This is a genomic window from Pirellulales bacterium (assembly GCA_036499395.1).
Lineage (GTDB): Bacteria > Planctomycetota > Planctomycetia > Pirellulales > JACPPG01 > JACPPG01.
Genome location: DASYDW010000121.1, coordinates 157,507 through 178,640, shown reverse-complemented (window position 1 = coordinate 178,640; position 21,134 = coordinate 157,507). Strand labels below are relative to the sequence as shown.

18 protein-coding genes and 1 tRNA gene are annotated in these 21,134 nt (G+C 59.6%); 8 read left to right on the top strand and 11 right to left on the bottom strand.

Annotated elements, in window-relative coordinates:
- On the top strand, positions 1 to 1,299 hold a 1,299-nt coding region (locus tag VGN12_22785; protein ID HEY4312292.1), incomplete at its 5' end, for an autotransporter outer membrane beta-barrel domain-containing protein.
- 125 nt (positions 1,300 to 1,424) lie between these two features.
- On the opposite strand, the gene VGN12_22780 is transcribed toward VGN12_22785, so the two are convergent.
- From VGN12_22780 to VGN12_22770, 3 genes are all read right to left on the bottom strand, one after another.
- Entirely contained in the window at positions 1,425 to 2,510 is a 1,086-nt protein-coding gene (locus VGN12_22780) for an isochorismatase family protein (protein HEY4312291.1), read from the bottom strand.
- 53 nt (positions 2,511 to 2,563) lie between these two features.
- Positions 2,564 to 5,554, bottom strand: a complete 2,991-nt coding sequence (locus VGN12_22775; protein ID HEY4312290.1) for a PVC-type heme-binding CxxCH protein — start codon at positions 5,552 to 5,554, stop codon at positions 2,564 to 2,566.
- 265 nt (positions 5,555 to 5,819) lie between these two features.
- Positions 5,820 to 6,068, bottom strand: a complete 249-nt coding sequence (locus VGN12_22770; GenBank protein ID HEY4312289.1) for a hypothetical protein — start codon at positions 6,066 to 6,068, stop codon at positions 5,820 to 5,822.
- Between the two features lie 137 nt (positions 6,069 to 6,205).
- Between VGN12_22770 and VGN12_22765 the strand changes: the two genes are divergently transcribed.
- Complete coding sequence (locus VGN12_22765; GenBank protein HEY4312288.1) at positions 6,206 to 7,672, top strand: thioredoxin family protein; 1,467 nt, start codon at positions 6,206 to 6,208, stop codon at positions 7,670 to 7,672.
- 282 nt (positions 7,673 to 7,954) lie between these two features.
- Positions 7,955 to 8,027: transfer RNA gene (locus VGN12_22760), tRNA-Phe, on the top strand.
- Positions 8,028 to 8,098: 71 nt separating this feature from the next.
- Here the strand turns inward: VGN12_22760 and VGN12_22755 are convergent.
- The 5 genes from VGN12_22755 to VGN12_22735 form a co-directional block, all read right to left on the bottom strand.
- Positions 8,099 to 9,202, bottom strand: coding sequence for a tyrosine-type recombinase/integrase (locus VGN12_22755; GenBank protein HEY4312287.1), 1,104 nt, complete (start codon positions 9,200 to 9,202; stop codon positions 8,099 to 8,101).
- 364 nt (positions 9,203 to 9,566) lie between these two features.
- The gene (locus tag VGN12_22750; protein HEY4312286.1) at positions 9,567 to 9,833 is read right to left on the bottom strand and encodes a hypothetical protein; all 267 of its coding nucleotides are present in this window, start codon (positions 9,831 to 9,833) and stop codon (positions 9,567 to 9,569) included.
- 511 nt (positions 9,834 to 10,344) lie between these two features.
- Positions 10,345 to 10,572 (bottom strand): hypothetical protein, encoded by a 228-nt coding sequence (locus tag VGN12_22745; protein ID HEY4312285.1) that lies wholly within the window; start codon positions 10,570 to 10,572, stop codon positions 10,345 to 10,347.
- A 53-nt stretch (positions 10,573 to 10,625) separates the two neighbouring features.
- The gene (locus VGN12_22740) at positions 10,626 to 11,030 is read right to left on the bottom strand and encodes a hypothetical protein (protein ID HEY4312284.1); all 405 of its coding nucleotides are present in this window, start codon (positions 11,028 to 11,030) and stop codon (positions 10,626 to 10,628) included.
- Positions 11,031 to 11,478: 448 nt separating this feature from the next.
- Positions 11,479 to 11,697, bottom strand: coding sequence for a hypothetical protein (locus VGN12_22735; protein HEY4312283.1), 219 nt, complete (start codon positions 11,695 to 11,697; stop codon positions 11,479 to 11,481).
- 359 nt (positions 11,698 to 12,056) lie between these two features.
- Here VGN12_22735 and VGN12_22730 point away from each other — a divergent pair, with 359 nt between their 5' ends.
- The 5 genes from VGN12_22730 (at position 12,057) to VGN12_22710 (ending at position 18,427) form a co-directional block, all read left to right on the top strand.
- Positions 12,057 to 12,647: a PEP-CTERM sorting domain-containing protein gene (locus VGN12_22730; GenBank protein HEY4312282.1), complete on the top strand. Its 591-nt coding sequence runs from the start codon at positions 12,057 to 12,059 to the stop codon at positions 12,645 to 12,647.
- A 504-nt stretch (positions 12,648 to 13,151) separates the two neighbouring features.
- Positions 13,152 to 13,853: an SUMF1/EgtB/PvdO family nonheme iron enzyme gene (locus VGN12_22725; protein ID HEY4312281.1), complete on the top strand. Its 702-nt coding sequence runs from the start codon at positions 13,152 to 13,154 to the stop codon at positions 13,851 to 13,853.
- Between the two features lie 2,549 nt (positions 13,854 to 16,402).
- Positions 16,403 to 17,338: a hypothetical protein gene (locus VGN12_22720; GenBank protein HEY4312280.1), complete on the top strand. Its 936-nt coding sequence runs from the start codon at positions 16,403 to 16,405 to the stop codon at positions 17,336 to 17,338.
- A 267-nt stretch (positions 17,339 to 17,605) separates the two neighbouring features.
- Positions 17,606 to 18,043, top strand: coding sequence for a hypothetical protein (locus VGN12_22715; GenBank protein ID HEY4312279.1), 438 nt, complete (start codon positions 17,606 to 17,608; stop codon positions 18,041 to 18,043).
- A gap of 57 nt (positions 18,044 to 18,100) precedes the next feature.
- A complete protein-coding gene (locus VGN12_22710) occupies positions 18,101 to 18,427 on the top strand; it encodes a hypothetical protein (protein HEY4312278.1) in 327 nt (108 codons plus the stop codon).
- Positions 18,428 to 18,618: 191 nt separating this feature from the next.
- Here the strand turns inward: VGN12_22710 and VGN12_22705 are convergent, their stop codons facing one another.
- The 3 genes from VGN12_22705 to VGN12_22695 form a co-directional block, all read right to left on the bottom strand.
- A complete protein-coding gene (locus VGN12_22705) occupies positions 18,619 to 18,801 on the bottom strand; it encodes a hypothetical protein (GenBank protein ID HEY4312277.1) in 183 nt (60 codons plus the stop codon).
- A gap of 264 nt (positions 18,802 to 19,065) precedes the next feature.
- Complete coding sequence (locus tag VGN12_22700) at positions 19,066 to 19,320, bottom strand: hypothetical protein (protein ID HEY4312276.1); 255 nt, start codon at positions 19,318 to 19,320, stop codon at positions 19,066 to 19,068.
- A 164-nt stretch (positions 19,321 to 19,484) separates the two neighbouring features.
- Positions 19,485 to 21,053, bottom strand: coding sequence for a hypothetical protein (locus VGN12_22695; protein ID HEY4312275.1), 1,569 nt, complete (start codon positions 21,051 to 21,053; stop codon positions 19,485 to 19,487).
- Positions 21,054 to 21,134 lie beyond the last annotated feature (81 nt).

Genomic DNA, 21,134 nt, shown 5'->3' with positions numbered 1-21,134 from the left:
GGCAGCGGGTTGGGCTTTTCGATTCTCTACGATCCCCTCGGCATTGAACTGCTGATTACCTCGGTCGGCACGAACTTCGCCGCCGATGCGCAGACGTCCAACCAGTTGGCCGTGGCCAACGTGCTGGACGCCACCAGCGGCACGGCCACCGGCGATTACGCCTACGTCATTGGTCAATTGGAAACGCTCAGTTCCGGGCAGATGCCCGGGGCGCTGGATCAACTGGCGGGTGACATTTATCCCAGCATCAGTGCGATCGAACTGCAAACCACGACGACGTGGATGCAATTGCTGAGCAATCGGCTGGCGCAGCAGCTTCGACCGGTGGCGATTGACGGGGGCGTGGAAGGTGTCTCGATGACCGGCGACCGGTACCTGCCCGAGATCCGGCTGGTCTCGTTTCAAGGAAGCAATGGCCAGGTGCAGCAGGGCTCGCAATTGATCTTGCGCCGTGTGAGTTACGTGCCGAGCTGGACGGGCTGGACTCAAGGCTACGGCCTGGGGGGCGGCGTCAACGGCAACGGCAATGCCGGCGGTTTGAATTATGGGCTAGGCGGGACGCTGTTCGGCATCGACCGCTGGCTGGATGACAACACCGCGGTGGGGGTGACGGGCGGGTACGCCGGCACGACGTTGCGCGATCGGCTCGATAGCGACCATGCCAGCATCAACGCGGGGCAGGTCGGCGTGTACCAACTCTATCGCAACGGCCGCTTTTATTTTTCGAACATCGACGCCTATAGCGGTGGCAACTACCGCGTGACGCGGCCGATCGATTTCGCCTCGGTCACGCGCGTTGCCAACGGCGCGAGTAGCGGCAACCAGTACGCCCACTACAGCGAGGCGGGGCTGACCTTTGGCAACGGCCGCTTGCGGCTGCAACCCTTCACCGGCTTGCAATACATCTATCTCGACCAGCACGGCTACAACGAAACGGGCGCCGACAGCGTCGACCTGATGACCAGCGGCCAGTATGTGAACAGCGTGCGTGGCAACTTCGGCGGACGCGTCTATTCCGAAAGAATCTGGCGTGGCATCCGCGTGATTCCGTCCGCGTCGGCACGTTACCAGCGCGAATGGGGAAATGGCACGCAGTTGATCTCGTCGTCGTTTGCCGGCGCGCCCACCAGCAGCTTCGTGACGGCCGGCAACTTTCTGGGACGCAACTTCGGCTTGTTCACGCTGAGTTCGACGGCGTTATTGTCGGAGCGGACCAGCATCTTCGCGGCGCTCGATTCGCAAGTCTCGCAGAATTATTACGCGGTGATCGGCTCGGGCGGCTTTCAATATCGTTGGTAGGGGGGGCGAATCAGCGACGTCTCGTCGATGGTCGTTTGGCCGACGTCGATAGTGGAGGAATGACTCACCCTCGCTGGCGCTCCGGGCTGGTGTGTTTGCCCCTACAATTTTCTGCCCTCTGCCCACTACTTCGCGGCTTGGCCCGCGGGTTTTGGTTTGATCCACGAGACTTGCGTCACCAGGTGATCGAGCGCTGCGAACGAGATGGCGGCATTGGTGGCGAACCGCGGGTCGGGGTTGGCCGGGAAGGTCGCCACGGTGGCGTCGCCCACGAGGAAGACATTGAAATCGGGGGCCAGGTTGTCGTAGCCGGCCGTGGTTTTGCAGAAGCACATGTCGGTGTTGTAGCCGGTGAGCAGCACATGGCGGATACCGTTGGCGCGCAGGAACTGCTTCAGCGGGTCGTAACCTTCGCCGTCGTAGATCACGACGTCGCGCGGCGCCACGGTGATATGCTTTGAGACGGGCACCGGCAAATCCCAGAACCCTTCGTGGTTGAAAGGGGCGGTCGGATCGAGGCCGCGAAACTGGCGGAAGTAATCGACCACCGGCAGATTCGTAGACAGGTTCAACTCGGCGGGCAAATCACGCCCACGGTATTCGAAGTCGGCTAACTTCGCGGCCAATTGCTCGGCGCCCAGCTTGCGATCGGCGTCGGTCGGTTCGCCGCGGAACGAGCGGTACAGCTTCTTGCGGATCGGGTCTTCCCTGCCGGGCAAGCTATACAGAACCAACCCCACGCGCGGCCGCAGGGCGACGAGAAACGGATTGACGACCTCGGCGATGTGCTGGTTGAGGATCAGGTTCTTCTCCGGCGTGCATTGAAAGGCGGCGCCAGCCGGCTCGGGCGTGCGCCATCCTTGCCCATCGTCGATGCCCCACGGGTGTACGACGATGATCGCCGTGTCGCGGCCACGGAGATAGCTGGGCATTTCGATAATGCCGCGAGCGTTGTACGAGAAGCGCCAGGCACGCACCGAAAGATCGGCCTCGTCATCCTGCACCAGGACCGGCGCCTCGAAGCGGCGCGTTTCTCGCACCGGTTCGACAAACCGCGGATGGTCCGCCAAGAGCGGTTGCGGATCGACAAGCGGAGTGAGCTTGTTGTCGTAGCGGCGAGAGCTGGCGCCGGATTGTGCCAGGGCTGGATTTGCAACGCCCAAGCACAGCATCACGATGGTCAGCGCCGCGCAGAAAGTTCGGAGCATCATTCTCTCCTACCTATAACAGCCTGGCTGTCTTGTTTACGGTCGATGAAGCATCGCTACTTGGCGTCTGGTGCCGGTTGTTGCAGCCAGGCGAACAGGTCGCGCAGGTTTTGCGGCGATAGTTGTTCGGCAATGTTGTCGGGCATCAACGAGTTCGGTGATTCGGTCACACTGTCGATTTCGGATCGGGCGAGCCGCACGCGGTCGTTCTTGGCCGTCAATACCGTCAGGCTATTGGCGTCTTGGTCGGCGATCAAGCCGGTGAGGATGCGTCCATCGCCGGTTTGCACCGTGTAATTGGTGAACTCTTTGCGGACTACGGCGCTAGGGTCGACGATACTCGCGAGCAGGAAATCGCGGTCGCGGCGGTTGGCCGTGGTCAGGTCAGGGCCGATCTTCTCTCCTTCGCCGAAGAGGGTATGGCAGGTGCCGCATTGCTTGCGAAAAATCTCACGGCCGGGCGCCGGATGGCCGTCCGCCGCGCGGAGGTCATTATTCAAACGGCGGACCACGGCCAAACGCTCTTCGGGTGTGGCCTGGTGAATAGCACCCCAAAACCTTCGTACGATCGCGTTCAACTCCTCGTCTTCATGCGCCGCGATCACGCGCAACTGATCGAGCGGGATTTCCTGTGAATCGAGTTCGCCGCGAGTTACTCGATCCAACAACAGCCGGGCCCAAGTACGTTTGGCTAACAGAACGTCGCGGGCCTGGCTGCGCACCGGAGGCGACATCGCCGAATACGACGCCAGGATCGCGTCGGCCAGCGCTGAGGCGCTGCCGTGAGCGAGCGCGCGAAGCGCTGCGGCTTGAATCGCTGGCGGGTTCTTTTCGTTCAACAGCGTGGTGAGCTGCAACAGATCTGCTGGTGGACCGACTTCGGCCAGCACGCCCAGCATGGCCACGCGCATCGGTTCCTCGACCGAAGCGTCGAGTGCGCGGGCGACCACGTATTCATACGCGGCATGGTTGCCGAGCCGGATCGCAAGTCGCGCAAGCGCCGGTTGATCGCGGTTGGCTTGCCAGTCGGCATTCGCAAGAGTCAGGAGTTCGGCCGGCGCCTCGTCGATCGATGTGCGGCCGCGCCATTCCTCGTCGACAGCCGCCCAGAGTGGCTGCCGCGACGCGGCGTCGGGAGCGCTTTTTAAAAGCGTCAAACAAGACAGTGCGCTTTCGGCGTTGCGCTCGGCGGCATAGCGCTGTACCAATCGCGGCATGATGAACTCGCGCGAAAGCTGCGCTTGCCAGGCGGCTGGGGACGTAAAAAGTTGCACGATCTGCTCGCGCTCGGCGACGGCCATGCTTTCGATGGCCCACCAGGTCAGGAGGGGGATATGAGGATCGTCGATGTCCTCGGCTCGGCGTGCCAGAAGGACGGCGATCGGCAAGCCAACCTCGGCAGGAAGCCGCCGGGCACAGCATGCGAGTTGGCGTCGCACGATTACGCTCGGTTCATGCGAGGCCATAGCGTTCAGACGTCGCACGATTTCCGGAGACACTATGCCCTGGTCACCGATCAGTCGTACGGTCCATGACCTGACGAAGGGATCGGGATGCTTCAGCAGTTGATGAGCGCTTGTGCGGTCCAGCCCCCCGACGTCGTACAAGGTCCATAAAGCCTCGAGCGGCGGCGGGTGCTTCTGGGCCTGTGCATCGGCTGGTGAATCAACACTTGTTGCGAGCGGAGTTAGCCGAGCGATGAGCAACGGATCATTTTTCGTCGCGGCGCGTTCGGCCAGATGACGCCGGGCGTGGCGGACGTACCACTGGTTTGTCGACGCCAGTTCTCGCACTAGTTCTGCTTCGCTCGCGTTGCGCAGATCGCGCACCGGCTGTCGTGCGGCGCCGCGTGGCTGAATGCGATAGATGCGGCCGTTGCGGCGATCCCATTCTGCGTCGGGATCGGGATGGGCCGTGCGCGCGTCGTGCCAATCGGCCACATACACCGCACCGTCGGGCCCCATCGTGACGTCGCTGGGGGCGAACCAGGTATCGTTGGCTGCGAGCAACGTGCCGCCATGTGCCGAGCGGAATGTTGAACGGTGCGGTTCGATCGTGTGCCAATGCACGGCATGCCCCAGCAGGTCGGCGGCGATGTAGCGGCCGCGGAATTCGGCGGGGAATAGATCGCCTTGATAGATGATACCGCCGTCGGTGACATGCCCTCCGGTGAAGTTGGCGTGTGGCACGTGGTCGAAGTAGCCGTAGGTATTCGGATTGTGCAGCGCGCCATGCTTACCAAAGTTCTTCCAGTAATAGCCCCCTTGCACGCCGTGCAGCATGACGAAGCCGCCGAAATTGGTGCTGTAGAACAATTCGCCGTGAGCATCGAAATCGAGGCCCCACGAATTGCCGCCCCCTTCACAGAACAGCTCGAAGCGCTTGCTGGTTGGGTGATAGCGCCACACGCCTTGCTGGAATTCGATGCCGCGAATGTTCGCCGTGACGGTGCTGCCTTGGCAGCCATAGAGCCAGCCATCCGGACCCCAAGTGAGCGAGTTCGCAACGCTGTGCGCGTCTTCGATGCCGAAGCCGGTGAGCAAAACCTCGGGATCGGCGTCGGGCACGTCGTTGCGGTCACGGTCGGGATAGAAGAGCAGGTACGGTGCGTTGAGCACAAAGACGCCGCCATAGCCGAAAGCCAAGCCGCTGGCGAGATTCAGGCCGGTGACGAAATCGCGGGCGTGATCCGCGCGGCCGTCGTTATCAGTGTCTTCGAGAATCGTGATGCGATCGTTGCCCGGCGTGCCGCGCGGCGGCGGCTCGGGCATTTTGTCGTAGACCGTGCGCGAGTAGCGGTCGACCTTCACCCGTTCGAGTCCTGTCGGGTTGGGATACTGCAGATATTGCACCACCCACAGCCGGCCGCGATCGTCGAAGTCAATGGCGACCGGCTGGCGCACAAGAGGCTCGGCGGCAACTAACTGCACTTCGAACCCATCGGCCACGGTCATCCGCTGCGAAGCTTCCTCCGGAGGGTAGCCTTGGGCCGCGGCGCGATCGGGCGCCGAGAGCGTGGTCACTGCGGCGATCAGCGCGGTGGCCACGGCGCAGGCACAACGATTTGCGGGCGAGGAAATCATTCGCGCGGGGGAGGGCAGGGGAGTCGGCGGGGCGGCAGGTTTCCTCGGTCGATGATAGGCGGGCCGGACGGCGGGGACAAGAAAGTAGTACCGGGCTGCAGGAGAACTGCAACATCTGTAGCTGGGGGCTGCGGCCCCGGAAGCGGCACGAAGATATTCCGGCTTCGAAGAGGCCGGCTACGGAAGATGCTGAGCGCGATCGTGAGGAGGGCTGAATCTGCCCGACGGATCAGCGGTGATTGGCAAACGCTGCATAAATGAGAACGCCGGCAATGAGCGTCCACAATAACGTCAACGTCGGGAATCCAAAGCGATGCCCGAGATTGAGCGTCGTCGGGCTCAATAACCCGTTCCAATACTGGGGAACCCAGATCCGCGAATCGCGCTTGCTGAAGTAAGCCTTGAACGGACCGACTCCGGCCCAATTATCTGGGTTATGCCATTCCGCCTTGTTGATTTCGCGTTGGGGTTGATCCATGTTGCAACTCTAGCATTTGGCGGGAAAAGGTCCGAACTAGCTTTGCAACGGGGGATTTATTCGCGATATGCTAAGGGGGAGCCGAAGAGGTTGCCGGTTGCTAACACTCGATTAACTGTGAAATGCGAGGGGCGAATATGAAAACACTGCCGGCTTGGATGTTGGCGACGGTTGCGCTGTTGCTGATCAAACCGTGCCTCGCGGCGCCCCCCGAGGTGAAGTGGATACCGCGGATCGACCTCGGGCAGCGGTTGGCTGCTGACGAGAAGCGGGATCTGATGATCGTCTTTACCGGGGAAACCTGGTGTCACTATTGCACCTTGCTGGACCGGCAGGTATTTCAACAACCAGAGTTTGCCGAGGCGAAGCAGGATTTCGTCCTGGTGCGATTGAACTTTCTGGGGGGCGATCTCGATAAGTTGCCCGACGTGCAACGGCAGCAGCAAGAACAATACGAGAAATGGAAATCGCAATATCTCATCGACGGCGTGCCGGTGGTCGTACTGGCTGACCAGCAGGCGCGACCGTTTGCTTACCTGGGCTATGAGGATGAAATCACGGCGGAATCGTTTCTGGCGGAAGCTCGACAAGCAGTGGCCGCGCGAAAGAAGCGCGACGAGTTCCTGGCCGCGGCCGAGGGGGCCAAGAGCGATGGCGATCGGGCGAAACATCTGAGCGATGCACTCCAGGCGATCGCGCCTTCGCTGAGCGCGCTCGATGAACGGAAGAACGACCCGTTGTTGGTGTTTTACGCCGACATTGTCGAGCGGATACGCCAGCTTGATCCCGACAATGCAGCCGGTGTGCGCGCGATTTATGATGCCCGCGTCGCGGCGCTCGCGACGTGGCGCGAAAAGAATGAAATTTGGACGCAGCTCGAAAAAGATCGCGATGCCAAAGACTACACCGGCGCGATCGCCCGGATCGAGAGGGCGCTGTCGAGCACGGAGGACGCGTCGGAACGTTGGCGTCTGGAACTTGTACGGCAGAAGCATCTGGAATGGGATCGGCAGTACGAGCGGGCGCTCCTGAACAGTCGGCGGTTGCTCGATGATCCGAATCTAACCGCCGAAAACCGCCAGTGGTTGTTGACGCGTGAGGCCCACGATCTGATCAACTCGAATCGAATCGACGAGTATTTGTTGCAGTGGCAGAAACGCTTCGACGCGGCAGGGGGCGATGAGAATTCTCGCATTAAGCTGCTTGGCGAGCGGGCTCGTTACTTGCGGGGGCGGCCGGAAATCTCGAAATCCGTGATTGCCTGGCAGGCATTTTATGACGGAGCCAAGGCCGGCAGCGATGATTGGCTGACAGCCACGTTCTTTCTGGCCAGCGAACAGGTTCGAGCAGGAGAGTTGGAGCAAGCAGTTCGCCTGTGGAACGAGTTGTTCGATTTCTGCCAGGCGCTCGATCCGCCGGCGGGATCGCACGTGATGCTCTCGATCGCCGAAGCGCAGCAGGCCGCCGGTCTGTATGAGGCGGCGCAGGAGTCGTTGACCAAGGCCGAATCGTCGCTAGCGGCCGAGGCGCCGCAGTTCGAAGATCCACGCGATTTGGAGCGTTTGAACGCCCGCGTGGCGAAGTTGCGCAAACTTTTGCCGTAGCGATTCGTGATCGCCGCTTGGCTCCTCGATGCGTTGCGAACCGGCCGCGTCGCGTCCCTGTCTACAGGGTATGCCGAGTGGCGATTGACAACCGGGGCCAAGGATTTTACGATTGCCCTTTGCTTTCTCGCGGGCTGCAAGCAGGCTGCGGCGTAGAGTTTGCGGCGAATCGGTCGGATGACCGGATCGTTGCAACCGGCAGCAGTTGCGGTCTCGATCGTGGTCGGCAGGTTCACGAGGCCGGCCTGAGCTACGATTACGATGCCCGATGAGGAACGTTTTGGACAGGTAGCTCAGTTGGTAGAGCAGTGGACTGAAAATCCACGTGTCGGGAGTTCAACTCTCCCCCTGTCCACTGAGGCTGTGCAAGGACTTACGTCGATTCGCTTCTTCGCACGAAAAAGCAAATCCAACATAAATCCAACATTACGCACCGGAAGCTGTCTTCAGCTCCGGAACGAAGAGAGCGGCCACAGCAGGATTCACCTGCCTGCTCATCGCGATGTACCGCTGAGTGGTCGTATAACTCTTATGACGCATTAGCAACTGCGATGCGTCAACAGTCATGTTGGCCGCGTTCATTGTTGCGAAGGCTCTCCGCAGATCGTGGAAGCCGTAGTGCGCCTTTCCATCCGGCTTGACTTTGGCTGCCGTCTGCAGGCGGTAGAACTCGACCCATAGCGTTCGCTGGTCGTGTGGCCAAGCGAAGATCAGCCGAGAGAATCCCGCTAGCGGTTTAAGGTGATCGACAACGATCGGATGCAGGAGCGTCAGCGAGTCTCGCCGCCCCTTATTGTCTGCGGCCCTGTTCAAAGCAGTGGCGTTCTCGAAGTTGACGTCTTCACGACGAAGCTTCAGAAGTTCCGAGATTCGCCAGCCGGTCATATAGGCCATGACGAGCAGGCCACGCCACCAATCGGCAGCAGCGACACCCGGCAAGTCTAGCATTGGTCCGTCGTCGCACGCCGCGTAGAGCTTCGCGAAGGTCTCAGGATCGACGTATGTTGGCAACTTGACCGGCTCGCGAAGCAGTCGCACCTTTGGCCGCTTCGGTAGCCAGCCCCATTCGTTCGCGATATTCCGTGTAGCGCGGATGGTGCGCAGCTCCCGGTTGACGGTTGCTGGCGAGACCGCTGGCGCGTCTTCCCGCTTCGTTCGCTTTTCAAGTCGGCGCGCAGCCGCGTAATCGGCAATACGATCGGTCGTCAAAGAGACGAGCTTGCCAGGCCTCACGATCCGCTCGAAATGCTTCAGCGAAGTTTGGGTTGTGCGCTTCGTGTTGGGCTCCATCGCCGCGAGGATCTTCGCGTCGAACGCCTTGCGGAAGTCCTTCCAGGTTCGCCGGCTGTTCTGCACGTACGACCCTGCCTCTAATTGGCCCTCGGTGCGTCGTGCGAATCGCTCGGCCGCCGTCTTACTTCCGACGATCTTTCGCCGCTGCTTTCCGTCTGCGTACCAGCCCACGGACCAGGGGCATTTATCGCCCAGTTCGGCGAGTTGTCGCTTGTCTTGGAACAGCCAGGCTTTCAAAAATCGTCACCCTTTCTCAGCCGCTCAGCGGCCGCGCACTTAACCCTGTACAATGAACTCATGCACCACCACCACAAGCCTGTCCCCGCGTCACGCTCCGCCACACAACCTCTCTGCCCGGTCTGTCACCTACCGTCGTATTCGCGCGGCGGAGTTCATCCCCAGTGCTCAGAAAAAGTAAACGGCCAAGGTCCTGAAAAGGTCGTGGACGTCCCAGCTGAGCCCCTTGCCAAGAAACGCTTCAATGTTCGCTGACTTATTTGAACGCTGGTTTCCTCATGCCCTGATCGCCGGGGTGGTGATTGCCTGCCTAATTGGCGTGACGCTCGTCGCGATGCTCTGACGTCGCTCTCAGACGTGGCACTTAACCGACGGCCACATTGAATTTCTCGCCCTCCGCCCATAGCCGCGCCGCCAAACCGCGCGCCTCCTGCACCGTCCGCCGTTCGGCGGCCAAGTTCGTCCAGGTCCCTCCGCCCGGCTCGATCACCGCGCCGAATACCCAGTACTTCTCGCCACCGTGCCTGGCGTTGTGTTTGACGACCACTTCGAAGTCTTCACGCTTCGCACGAAGCACGATCTGCCCGTCGTGGTGCGGAAGGTTGGCTAGGTTGTTGATTAGGACGGTCATGCAATGCCCTCTGCGCAAAAAATGACCCGACGGGGCGCCGAATTCTGGTACGCCCCGTCGGGCTGCTAGTACTCTCTCGGAAGAGCGGATCCGCATTCCACAGAATTCGCCGCATGGCTTCTAGAATCATTTTTCGGACCATTCAGGAATAAAAGGCGGATGTCGCCGCTAGAGTTGTGCGCTGCAACGATTTATCGCTTTTCAAAAACTCCCCAACTGGCGCCGCCCGGACGGCGCAAGCGGGGTTGATTGAAACTGCCTAGCGATCACTTACGGCTTGCGTCCTGGAGACTGCCCAGGCTTGGCGCCGAACAAATTGTCGCTGAATTTGGCGGACTCGATCCCTCAATGGCCATATATCCTTTGAGTCCCCATTTGGACTTCGCACGATCATTACTCCACGATTCCCCTAAGTCTCGAAAGACGGCACTCGTGGACAAGAAGACCGAGGCGCTGATCGCGATAGGGTCCGTGTCGTTCGTTGTTGCGGTCGGACTCATTTGTTTTTTCGTCATGCTCCTAACGTAAAAGCCCCTGCTGCCCCGCAGGGGAATCGAACCGATCGGCCAGCCGCAATGCCAGCCTTGTGAAACTCGCTGGCCAGCTTCTGCACGAACCGCAACGATTCAGCCACCTCTTCCGGCGAGGCATCGTCACCGTTCAACCGCATCGACGTCCGGGTGAACTCGAACGAACAGCCGGTGCTGCCATCCGCATTGCGGAAAAGCTTAAAACTCACGCAGTCTGCACGCTCGAGCAGGGAATCCATCACGTTGTTTTTGGCGATGCAAATCATTCTGCACCCCCTTCTTCGTTATCCCAGGGCTGGCCATCACGCTCAGCACGGATCGCAGCAGCACGCGCTGCAATTTCTTCCTGTGTCGGATCGCCCGCCGTTGTGCCGAGGCGTTTTTCGCGCTTCCAGATCTTGGAGACGCCATTAACGGACACCAGTTGCAGATCGTTGGCACGGCGCAGTTGAGCGAAGCCGCCTTGCAGACCGATCGACGTAGCGACGTCGCAGATCTTCGACCCAAGCCAGCGCGGATTGACCGCCTTGTCGCCGAATAGGCAACGACCGACAGGCAATCGGCGAATCGCGGCCACAGCTTCGGTGGGAAGAGCATGGACCGCAACCTGATCGTCAGGCGACGGGGGCGTTCGCAGAACTATCGGACGGGAGGGAACGGAAGCCATGATGGCAACCATTCTGTGCGCTGACTAGACGCACAATAAACGGAGCCCCAGAGAGCGCATTCGCCAACGCGCGGAAGTCACGCCGCGCTGCTAATGCGCAGCCCGAAGGCCACGCGGTTCGCAAGATGCAACTCTCTGGGGTTCCCTTTTGACTTGGTGTTTGTTGGAAACACAAAAGACGCGACTTTTGCGGGTTGATTGACTAGATCGCCCCTGATCCTCGTTGGTAGCGTCGGGTGACTCCGACGGTGCGAGCATTCTGCCATCAACGCCCCTCGGTTTTCAACGAAACCTGACTCCCCTGGTCATCGAGCGATTTTGCGGGCATCATTCCGCATAACCCACGTTCCACTCCGTTCGTGGGCCAGGGTCGCCGGTACGCATCGCCCGCCGTGTATGCTGCCGGCGGCCCGTTTGTGGTTCGAAGCCCGCGGGCAGCGGATCAGCGTTAGGCGCGACCAGCAAGCACGAAATTAATCATCGCGTGCATGGCTTCCAGCGTTGGTCCTACCAGCTTGCGAATTCTCGGGGAGGACATCGCGCACGAGAATTCGACTTGCCCCGCTATTCGTCGGCCGCTGATCTTAATCCCGCGATACTCTTCGACCAGCTTTGGCGATTCGTCCGGTTCTGGGAGAGATTGCCCGGACTCAAGATCTTTGGGCATGCGAGTAACCCAGCTAGAGGGAGATCGCCCTTCGACATCGTAAACAACATCGCCCCTATAACAACAGAGTGCTAGGGCATACATGACGACAATTACAGCCTGAAAGGCGGATTCTCTCGTGTACGGCATATTTCGACCTCGCCACACCGCCCCCTTCCGCGTTCCAGCGGGCTTGCATGACTCTCGGGTCGAGGGGTGCGTCAGGGCGTTAGACAGGCTGCTGGGTGTTCGTATTGTTGCAACACGCACTAAGGCCGTTTACACTTTCGGTCATCGACCTCTTCAAACCCTGGTAAAGCTAGCCACATATCTCTCGCGTTCTGCGACTCGGCTAGCATCGTTTAACCAAGGGGTAAACCATGTTTCGAATTGGTATCATCGTCGCGCTTTCTTGTACTGCATCTTTAGCGACCGTAGCGAAGGCTGTCCCCATCGAGTTTATCCAAACGGGCAGCGGATCAGGGACGCTCGATGGTATTCCGTTCGCCAACTCTGCATTTATCATCAAGTCATTCGGCGACACTGATAACCGCGTGCTGTTTGGCAGTGCCTTTTCGATCAACAACGGACAATCCACTTTCGACATCGATGGCCTCGGGTCGCTGACCCTCATTACTGGCACGCGAACATTTCTTGACCCGAATAACGGCTTGGTCGGCTATTCGCTGATCGATAATGAGGGGCCTGACTTGTTTGATGGCCCCACGAACGCGGCGCTTGAGTCCTGGGCCATGCTCGATTCGATTGGCCTTGTCACCGGCACTGGCAGATTATTGCAGTGGTCGCAATCGGAAACGGGCGTCTCAGTGCAAACTGACCGCGGCGCGCTGTTTTTTAACAACGGTACCCCCGCTGCCACATTTCAGGCTGTCCTTCTCCCAGAGCCCTCCACCCTCATCCTCGCCGCGCTCGGCGGTTTGGCTTTGGCGGCGATGCGGGGGAGAAAATGAGTGCTCTCTGCAGGCCGGGCGAACGCGCTGCGCAGGCGACCCGCAGTTGAACAACGGCTATGCCGATCGGCATATCTCACGTCAAGTGCATTGTGCTTTCGAGTTCGGCCCGCGTCACAAGCCCTCGGTCAAGCAGATGAAAATCGTTTGCAATTCGCGGAGCGCAGTTAACGTCGACGGATTCCGTGATTGCCGTGTCGTTACGGTTTCCTATTGTTAAAGGCGTCTTTAGGAACACGCATCTTATGTATCGCACTTACTCGTGGTTAATCCTAGCCGGTGGTATTGGAATACTCGTCGCTACCTCGAACTCGGTACAAGCGGTCACAACAGCTTTGTCTTTGGTAGCAGACCCAGGAAATGCGGCCGACGGTAATGGGCACGGCGCCGTCGATCACTCCTACTACATTGGAACTTATGATGTGACGGTCAGTCAGTATGTAGAATTCCTTAAATGCCAAGGATCCCACCGGCGCGAATACGCTTGGACTCACCAATGGCGATATGCAGTCCACGCCTAACGGCTACGTTAGATTCAACGCTGCCAATCCAGCGGGAAGCAAATACAGCTTCGTCAATGGCGCGGGCAATTTGCCGGAAGATGACGTGACGTTTTTCGATGCTCTTCGCTATGTGAATTGGCTCAATAACGGACAAGGAAACGGAGACACCGAGACCGGTGCCTATACGCTCCTTGGCGGTACCCCGATTCCCAGCAACGGTAACACCGTCGCGAGAAATCCAAGAGCCACGATCTTCCTTCCTTCGTTGGATGAATGGTACAAGGCCGCCTATTACGACGCGGCAACGCACGCGTACTTTCAATATGCCACGTCGAGCAATACCGCCCCCGTAGCGGACCTGCCCACCTCCAACATGAACTCGGCGAATTATAATCACGTGGCACGCGGGCCCACGGACGTGGGGGCTTATACTGGCACGACGAGCCCCTGCGGTGCTTATGACATGAGCGGCAATTTGAGGCAATGGAACGAAACTCCCTACGAGCAACTCTTTCGAGGAGTTGCCGGCGGATCATGGGCGACGGGTGCAAATGACCTATCGTCGTCAGGGTATTTTTTCGACACTCCGAACACGACTGGCAATCTCACCGGTTTCCGTGTAGCAATGATCCCCGAGCCCGCCACGCTCGTCCTCGCCGCACTCGGCGCCTTGGCGTTGCTGGCGATGCGGCGGCGGAGGTGATAACCGTCGCCAGTTTCAGTGTAAGCCTCGTATCATGGCGCACATGCCGATGCAGAGCGTTAGTCCCGAGAATATGAAGCGGTGATCCGGCAATCGATATGGGAAAATCCTACCGGCCGCGAAGCGATCGATGAGTGGTGTCGCATGACGGGTTATCCAAGGGATCACGGCCGAATGGCGGTCGGTAAGCTACTTGAAAGAATGCGGGAGGAAGGCTACCAGGAGCGGAAGCCATGAAGGGCTGGCCGTGGACGCCCGCGGTGATCGCCAAATCAACTGGCGCATCGTCCCGACGCTGACGCACGACGATGCTCGAGGGCGCATGGAATACCTGGGGCCAGAGAATGAAACGGTGATTCGACAATTGATCCTTGATGGGAAACTCCGCGAGGCCGTTGACGAGTATTGCCGGCTCACGTGGCGTCTGCCATCTCGCAGGACTGAGGCCGCGAAGGAGGTCCTTCGGAGAGCTGTGGCGCTACTTGACGAACCAGATCAGTCACTGGATTCGTTGTCATGATCGACGCCCAGCCCACCCTCCGACGATGGTTCCGCTTCGCCGCTGGTCTTTTCGCCTTATTTACGATCGGAACCGTGACCGTCCTGCTTGCTAGTGTTGCACTCCTCGGTGCCATCACACTGCGATATGCCAAACAACCATTCGATCCCCAGCGCCGGCCATAAAAGCACCGCCGACGGAAGCGGAGATTGCCGCCGAGGTTGAACAACTAATAGCGGCAGTCAAGGTAAAACGTCAAGGGTCTTTTGTCGACGGTTTTCGTCCTGCCGCTGCGCGCCGGCTCGGCGAAATCGGCCCTCAAGCTCGCGATGCTCTTCCTTGCCTCAGGAAGCTAGCTCTCGACAAGGACCCGGACGTACGATCAGCCGCGAACTATGCGATTTCAAGGATCGACAGGCCGGCAATGGCGGCATCCTCGATTCGTCATGACGGAGTCGCGCGCGTCGCATGTCAAATTCGCCGCGCGGCCGAATTAGGCCGTCGACATCACGCTGAAGGCCTTGCCATGTCCACTCTTTAAGGCGACGGGATGCGTCGAGGAATACTTGCAAAGCAGAAATCAGCCGAGCGTTCTTGGCGATGAGAAGTTCTCCATGTAAGGCCGAGCCGGAGACCGGCGGCACTGAGGTACATGAAGGAGACCGCGGCGCCGCCAGGCTCCAATTTCGCGGGGATCAGCCGCAGGCCCGACGCTGCATTTTACCGGTGCCCCCTACTTCCGGGGAGCGCGCAAAAAGCCGCCCCATAGTGAGGGGGCCGCGAAGCGCTATTGGCGACTTGCCGGCGATGAAAATCCAACATAAATCCAACACAGCCCTACTATCCCACGCTACTTGGCCCGACAGTCCGTCTGAGTCTCACTCGGGAAAACAGAGGGTCTTCTTCGGTACATGTAGCTGGGCATCGGGTCGAACACACACTGAAAATCCACGTGTCGGGAGTTCAACTCTCCCCCTGTCCACTCTTGCTGCGTAACGTGTTGCGTCGGTTCGCCTTGTCGAGCAAAACTGCGAATCGAGCATGAATTCAAAACTGCGCGCCGGAAGTTGTCTTCACTTCCGGCAGGGCGCTGCTGCGGCGGGGTTTCCCCTGCCTATTCATGGCGATGTACCTCTGAGCCGTCGCATCGCTCCTGTGCCGCCTCGATAGCGCAGCGCCTGTTGCCTAGGAAAAGCCAAGGCTTTTCCTGCATTTCTTGCTTGGCCATCGGTCAATCGGCCGCTGGCGATTAATTTCTTGCAAGGTCATTTGCCGCGTTTTTGCTCTTGGAGAATAATTGGCGGTTTCAGAAATTCGCAGGCAAGTAGGCGAGTGGGAAGGTGTGTTTGATGCGCAGACGGGTCCGACACAAAACGCTGCATAAGCAGACGGCAATCGATCGAATCGGGTGTAGGTATACTTCGCCATCTTGTGCTTCTCGCGGCGTATCCTGGCGCTGTCTTTCGTATGCTCGACGACCGTGCGGCTTGAGAGGGAAATCCAAGGGCGATGCTGAGATGACCCCCGCAGTGTTCGGCGCTCAGAATGATCGCTGGATCCCGTTTATCGTGATTGCCCTGTTCGGTTTCGCTACCGCCCTGGGCATCCTCGTCGCGCAAAGTGCTTAAAGTCGGCTGAAATGCTCCGCTTGATTGCCGCGGAAGTTGATGGCGGCTAATCTTGAACGCCGGCTGTGGTGAGTGCTTAGCCGGGGACGCTCGGTTTGGTCACGCTGTCGTGTGGCACTATTCCGTGCGTCCGTCACGAGCCGCCACGTCTGCCGCATCCGAACGGGCTTGCATGACTACCGGTCATTGGCGTGCCGGGGCGTCTATTAGGGCGAGGCGCATTTTTTTGCAATGCTCCGGCGGCGCGATTAACCTATTAGCGGATTGAAGAATTCTCCCCGGGGCGCGCTAGTGGTCCTTCTCTAAAGCCGAATATTCTGCGATCGCAGTTTGGCTTTCTACACATCGTTCACTGCATTGCCGGATCATTACAACCGGTTCGTTGCAGGGTGCCATCCACTAGCATCCACAAGGCCACTCTCTTGAATACTATGCGCGCTGCCACGATTTGTATCGCACTCATTGCCGTTATTCCGTCGACAACGATGGCCGTTACTCTCAACGCCGGCGACATTGTCGTCGCTACGGGAATCGGTCCAGCGTCAGCCAAGGATCACGGACTGGTACTCGTCGACCCTGCGACCGGAAACCGCACGATAATTTCTGACAACAGCACGGGAACCGGTCCTACATTCAACACAACCGAGGGGGTCGCCATCGAGCCTGACGGCGATTTACTCGTTACGGATCTGACCGCGGGCGGATTGGGATCTCGAGTGATTCGCGTCAATCCAACCACGGGGGACCGAACGGTAATTTCCGGTCCCGGAACCGGCGCGGGCGTGAGGCCCGACAGATGGTACGGTATCGTCGAGTTGAACGGAACGATTCTTGTCGCAAACTCTTATTCACAGGATACGGCAGCAATTCTCTCAATTGATCCTGCGACCGGAAATCGCACCGCTCTGTCGGGAGACGGCGTTGGCACAGGGCCGTCGTTCTTAAGCCCAGTAGGACTCGTCGTACAGGGAAATCACCTTCTACTCAGCGATTACTACGGTTTGGTTTTCCAAGTCGACTTGGCGACCGGCAATCGGTCGCGCGTTGGCGCGGGAGACTTCCCCGCATATCCCGAAGCTGCGGCCGGTCTGGCCGTGAGTTCAAACGGTACGATACTGGTCTCGGGTCAGGTGTATGACAACTTTCCGAACAACTATCCCGGCGTTTTCACGCAGGATCCGACAACGCACTTTTATTCAATTGTCTCGGGATACAACGTAGGTACCGGCCCGACGATGGGCAATCTGGGGCCAACAGGGATCGCAACGGCCGCCAGTGGAACGATCCTGCTGGATGAGTCAACTCTGAACGCGGTCCTGTCAATCGACCCGATCACCGGCAATCGCACGATTCTTTAGGATGCCACGCACGGCATCGGACCGACCATTACCAGCCCACAGGGCATCCTAGTCGTGACAAGTGTTCCCGAGCCTTCCGCGCTCGTCCTGGCCGCACTCGGTGGACTGGCGTTACTGGCAATGCGACCTCGATCGAACTAATGTTCTGCCGGCGAACAACCGATAATACGGGATGGAGTCCGCCTGCTCCGCAAATACTCCAGGCCGCAGGAAGCACTCCGCCGTCTGCGGCCTTTTTTATGCGCCGAGAAGAAATCCGAGGATCGCATGCCCTTTGGTCTTGATATGAGGGCTATTAATCGTGTCAGCGGACCAGCGTGGAAGGCCATCAAGCCGCACTTCGATGTTGTGAACGCGGCGCTTCTGGGAGTCTCGCCGACTTCGCAGGGCGAATTGACGAGGATCTACATCAAATACACCACCGCCGAGACGGGAAGCCAGCCGTTCGCTGTGATGTGGGTCAGATCCTCGAGCGAACTCGTGATTGGGCTCGCGCTCCCGCCCGACTTTCCTGTCGGGCAAATTAGAGCGCCACTGAGACCGATCGCTTATAGTGGTCTGACAACATACTTCTGCTTATCTGCCGTAGATTCACTGCCTGCCGGGATTGAAACTTGGTCGGCGGCGGCATACGCCAACTGTCTGTCGGCTTGCGAGTCGCTGCGCGCCGAGTCAGTGCTGAACCAGCCGGTCGCAGCCGACTGAGCCGCGTGTTCGCCGAGCCCTAGGCAGCGACCGTTGGCCATGGAATAAAGGAACGACGTGAGCATCATTAGGTGGCTGAAGAGCTTGGTGTCACGTCGCGGAAAGGCCCTCTCCTACTATCGCGCCGGAATGGCGAAGGCGAATCAGCGCAACTATGCAGGCGCCATCGCGGATTACTCGGCCGCGATTCAGGTGCCTGATGTTCCAGCCGACGTGAAAGCCATGGCGACCTACAATCGAGCGCTCGCGTATTCCTCGATACATAACGATGTAAAAGCCGCTGAGGACCTGGCGGCCGTCCTTGAGATGCCCGGGCTGTCGCAATCCATTAAGCGAGAGGCCCAGGAACGTCGCGAACGAATCCGACGGCGCGACGAGAAGTGAGAATAACCGCCGCATAGCAGAGCGGCCTGGGCTTAGGCGTCGCCGAGCGCGATCGTTGATTGGTTCCTGCAATCGACGATTTTTGCCTGACACTTCTATGCGTGGTGCGACTAGCTTGGCGGGCTGGCGCTTGTGACGATGCGTCGGTCGAGATGAGAACGGCCAATCATCAACTTAACCGGCAGTACGAGCTAGGTAAGTTGATAGTTGGCGGCGTGGAGTGTGTTTTGATAGGAATTGGTCTGCCGAATGGCGAATTCTTCCACCTCTCCTTGTCGGCCCGTACCGCGATAGTTCTTGGTGGGTTCACACTCGCGATTATGTTTGTACGAGAGCTGAAGTCGAATCTTGCTGCGCATCCAGCGGACGACCATGTAGAAGGTCCGCGCATGGCGCCCCCGGCTTCCAAGACGCGTTACCCGTAGTCGTCGCTTGGCAGTTCGTCAAAGAGTTCGGCCGGGTTCTTTGACCGAGCGTGGATTGGCCTCGCGCAACCCCACTGCTGGGCAAGCCAGCAGTGGCACACCCGCGAGGTGGGCGTGCATGCGCGACGGCAACCACGAGAAAGTCCGCAGCAAGCGCAGACCGCCGCCGCGGCTATCTAGATTGGATTGGGTCCGACGACTTTGGGAACGCGTTCAGGTCGTGAACTGGAACGTATTCAAGTGGAGTCGTGCGAGGACTTCCTCGACGGCGTTCGACCAGATATCGCGGATGGCTTCGTCGGTAAGCTGGACAAGGAGGGCCGATTTGTGCAATTCCTCGGTGAACTTCTTCAAATTGCGGAAGGTGGCCGGCGCCATGGCAACGGAGATGACCTTTTCCTGCTCTTCCATCCAAATGAAGACCGTGACTCGCTGCTCCAATACGACCTTGTCGAGTGAGCTTGCCATCTCTGATTTACCCTGAAAAGTTGCCGGTTTGATTGTCCTAAGGCGTGCGAGCTGAAATATAGACTCTAACCGAGAAGCGAAAAGAGTCCATACGGGCTTTGCCCGGGGGGGCCGGAGCCGGGGCCCGAGTTTTTCGACGGCGACGCGATGGATCGGGGGAACCGTTAGGGTTGTGCAGGCGTTTGCGCGTTGAGCCGGTCGAGGAAGTCTTGCGCGGCACGGCGGCCGGGCCAGCCCGGCGGGGCATGCAACAGGGCCTGCTGGAAGTCGTTCTTGGCGGCGGCCGTTTCGCCCCGATCGGCACGAATCACACCGCGCAACAAAAGGGGCGTCGGGGCATCGGCTTTGATCTTTAGAGCCTCCTCGAGATCGGACTCGGCCGCCGCGGTTTCGTCGCGCGCCATGCGCAGCGAGGCCCGCTTGACGAAGGCGATGGCGTAGCGCCGGTCCAGCTCGATGGCCTGATTCAGCTTGGCTTCGCCCGCCTGGGAGTCGCCCGCGTTGATCAACTGTTCGGCCTCGGCGATGAGCCGTGCTGCGACGAAGACAGAAGGCGGGTTCCGATACCGCGCGATTTCGACCGGCAGCCAATCGATGGGAATCTGTTGATCCCACATGACGTGCGCCGCGGGCAGAAGCATATTCGCCACCACGACGCACGGCAGCAGCAAACGAAGTCGCGCCGGCCGCTGCCATTCCCACAGAAAGATGCCCAGGAGTAGTACGGGGCACAGGGTCATCAATGTCCGCGAAATATCCTGGGCGATGAACAGGCTCGTCAGCGCCGTAATAGTCGTGAGAAGGCCGAAAAGTGTTCCCCCGAGCCAGCCCAGGCGACGGATCGCGAGTGCGCAGCCCAGCACCACGAATACCCACCCGGCGCGAAAGCCGGACCAGAGCCCAGCGGCGTATCGAGATAGCGGGACGAGCGGCGCTTCGGCCCAATGATTCCGCACGTAAGCGCGCGTCTGGGGATCTTCGTTAAGCCAGGCGAGGGCGCGGATCAGCAGATAGGGGAACGTCGCCAAAGCCACGACCAACAGAATAAGGACGGCCTGTCGGCGCCCGCTGGGACCGTTCCCTGCGAACATCGCGGCGCGCACGCCAAGGCAGATCGGTAGCGCCAGGATAAATCGTTCGTCGATCCAGGGGGCGGCGAGGCAGGCGGCGCCGACACCCCAATAGCCCGGCACGAAGGCGACCGCCAATTCGGCCAGCACACACCAGGAATCGAAATAAAGAAGCCAGCCCGTGGAAACGAAAAACCAGGGGAGCATCGCGAACAGCAGGGTCGCGAGCAGGGTGGCACTTACGCTATGCAATCTCGTATAGGTCAGCCAGGCAACCAACCACAGCACGAGAACACAACCGACCGGCGGCATCGACAAAAGTAGCCAGCGCGGCAGCTTGAGATAATGCCACATCATGGGGAACAGCGCTCGCCAGCGAATCACGGTGTGCAGCTTGGCTGGTATCGGCGCCCAGGGGTCTTCGACTTGCGCGAGTGTCGCCTTTGCGCGGCCATACTGCGGGCTTTCGAGCACACCGACCAGATCGAGCCCCACCCAATACGAGAAGCGGGGCGTGAATCGCAGCAGCACACCGGAAAAAACTACGAGCGCCAGGGCCAGGCACCAAGCGGCGGAACGCAGCGTCGAATTGGTCGGGGCGGCCGCGACCGGGCCAGCCGAGGCTGCTGTGTTCTTCTCGCTGTGGATCGGGGGCTTGGGCATGTACCAACCTGGTCGCGGACCCTGCTCGGATCGATGTTGTCGCCCAACGAATCTCGGGGCGCCGAATTGTTGTTTATTGTA

Bases quoted from the DNA above. Each gene is read 5' to 3' on its own strand.
- VGN12_22735 (HEY4312283.1), bottom strand. From the start codon at position 11,697: ATGCCCAAAGATCTTGAGTCCGGGCAATCTCTCCCAGAACCGGACGAA.
- VGN12_22730 (HEY4312282.1), top strand. From the start codon at position 12,057: ATGTTTCGAATTGGTATCATCGTCGCGCTTTCTTGTACTGCATCTTTA.
- VGN12_22700 (HEY4312276.1), bottom strand. From the start codon at position 19,320: ATGGCAAGCTCACTCGACAAGGTCGTATTGGAGCAGCGAGTCACGGTC.
- VGN12_22695 (HEY4312275.1), bottom strand. From the start codon at position 21,053: ATGCCCAAGCCCCCGATCCACAGCGAGAAGAACACAGCAGCCTCGGCT.
- VGN12_22725 (HEY4312281.1), top strand. From the start codon at position 13,152: ATGCAGTCCACGCCTAACGGCTACGTTAGATTCAACGCTGCCAATCCA.
- VGN12_22780 (HEY4312291.1), bottom strand. From the start codon at position 2,510: ATGATGCTCCGAACTTTCTGCGCGGCGCTGACCATCGTGATGCTGTGC.
- VGN12_22750 (HEY4312286.1), bottom strand. From the start codon at position 9,833: ATGACCGTCCTAATCAACAACCTAGCCAACCTTCCGCACCACGACGGG.
- VGN12_22715 (HEY4312279.1), top strand. From the start codon at position 17,606: ATGCCCTTTGGTCTTGATATGAGGGCTATTAATCGTGTCAGCGGACCA.
- VGN12_22740 (HEY4312284.1), bottom strand. From the start codon at position 11,030: ATGGCTTCCGTTCCCTCCCGTCCGATAGTTCTGCGAACGCCCCCGTCG.
- VGN12_22705 (HEY4312277.1), bottom strand. From the start codon at position 18,801: ATGGTCGTCCGCTGGATGCGCAGCAAGATTCGACTTCAGCTCTCGTAC.
- VGN12_22765 (HEY4312288.1), top strand. From the start codon at position 6,206: ATGAAAACACTGCCGGCTTGGATGTTGGCGACGGTTGCGCTGTTGCTG.
- VGN12_22770 (HEY4312289.1), bottom strand. From the start codon at position 6,068: ATGGATCAACCCCAACGCGAAATCAACAAGGCGGAATGGCATAACCCA.